Origin of the sequence: Streptomyces sp. A0958, assembly GCF_004795035.1 — a bacterium.
Lineage (GTDB): Bacteria > Actinomycetota > Actinomycetes > Streptomycetales > Streptomycetaceae > Streptomyces.
This window is the reverse complement of the sequence record NZ_SSBK01000093.1, coordinates 1-1,525: the sequence shown is the minus strand read 5'-3', so window position 1 is coordinate 1,525 and position 1,525 is coordinate 1. Positions and strand designations below refer to the sequence as shown.

At 66.7% G+C, this 1,525-nt stretch carries 2 protein-coding genes; both read right to left on the bottom strand.

What is annotated here, in order from left to right; genetic code table 11:
* Positions 1-35: 35 nt before the first annotated feature.
* On the bottom strand, positions 36-1,043 hold the full coding sequence (locus tag E6P78_RS32460; RefSeq protein ID WP_240799470.1) for an IS3 family transposase: 1,008 nt from the start codon (positions 1,041-1,043) through the stop codon (positions 36-38).
* 20 nt (positions 1,044-1,063) lie between these two features.
* Positions 1,064-1,447, bottom strand: a complete 384-nt coding sequence (locus E6P78_RS33135; RefSeq protein WP_206307984.1) for a hypothetical protein — start codon at positions 1,445-1,447, stop codon at positions 1,064-1,066.
* Positions 1,448-1,525: the final 78 nt, after the last annotated feature.

The window sequence follows — 1,525 nt, the reverse complement described above, 5'->3', positions numbered from 1 at the left end:
CGGAAGATTTCAAGTCCAGTGAGACGGTCGTGACGCTATGAGGTTTGTGGTGCGGGGTCTCTCCGTTTGGCCGGGTCGTTGATCCAGGCCATCTGAGGTATCTCGGGTGGTCTGGGGCGGCGGCCGAAGCGTTCGGGGTGGCGGGCGTATGCCTGAGCGAGGGTGACGGCGCGCTGGTCGCGGACCTCCTCGGCGGTCCCGAAGTGGACGGAGGCGGGCGTGTGCCAGCCGATACCCGAGTGCCGGTGCTCATGGTTGTAATACGCGATGAACGCGTCGAACCACTCGCGTGCGTGGGCCAGCGAATCGAACCGTTCGGGATAGTCCGACATGTACTTCGTGGTCTTGAACTGGGCCTCGCTGTACGGGTTGTCGTTGGAGATCTTCGGCCTTGAGTGCGAGCGTGTCACGCCCAGATCGATCAGTAGCTGGGAGACCTTCTTCGATGTCATCGAGGTGCCGCGGTCCGCGTGCACGGTCTGGGGCACGATGCCGTTGCGGGCGATGGTCTCGCGGATCAGCTCCTCGGCCCGAACCGCTGATTCAGCTCGCTCGACGGTGTGGCCGACGATGTACCGGCTGAAGATATCGATGATCACGTAGGCGTGATACCAGACACCCTTGGCCGGTCCGGCCGCCTTGGTGATGTCCCAGGTGAACACCTGCGAGGGCCCGGTGGCGACCAGCTCGGGCACCGCCCTGGCCGGGTGGGTGGCCTGCCGTCGGCGCTCACCGGACTGGCCCTGCTCACGCAGGATCCGGTACATCGACGAGATCGAGCAGTGATAGCGCCCGGCGTCCAGCTCGCGGGCCCAGATCTGGGCGGGCGCCATCTCGGCGTACTCGTCGCCGTTCATCAACTCCAGGACGGCAGTGCGCTCCTGGTCCGTCAGAGCCGACGGCTGCACCTGCACCGGGGAGCGGGGTGCGCGGACCGTCGGGGGCTTGAGACTGCGGTAGTGAGTGGCTCTGGAGCGGCCGGTCAGCCGGCACGCGGCCGAGACGCCCAGCTGGTCCTGGACATCGGTGAACGCCTCGTCCACGACAGGGCCGGCGGCAGGCTTCAGTCCGCGCTCTCGGAGATCATTTCCAAGAGCGCGGAAGCTTTTCCCATCACTTCGAGCGCGGCCTTGTTCCGGGCCAGGTCCTTCTCCAGCCGCGCCACCTGCTGCCGCAGCTTCTCGTTCTCCACCTCCGCGGCGGACTTCTTCGCACGGGCCGGGCTCGTCCGCCGGTCGACCAGGTTCTCCAGGGCCCCGGCATCCCGGGCGGCCCGCCACTCTTTGACATGCGAGTGGTAAAGCCGTTCCCGGCGCAGGACCGCACCCTTTTCGTTCCTGGGCGCCGCGTCGTACTCGGCGACGATCCGCAGCTTGTACTCCGAGGTGAAAGTGCGGCGCTTCGGCCTCGGCGCCGGGTCGGACCCGGCCGGTTCGGTGCTGGTCATAAGGGGTGATTCTCCTGTCGTGCCCTCTCAGGCTAACCCGACAGAGCGGGATGTCTCACCCAAGGCTGACAGAGAGGG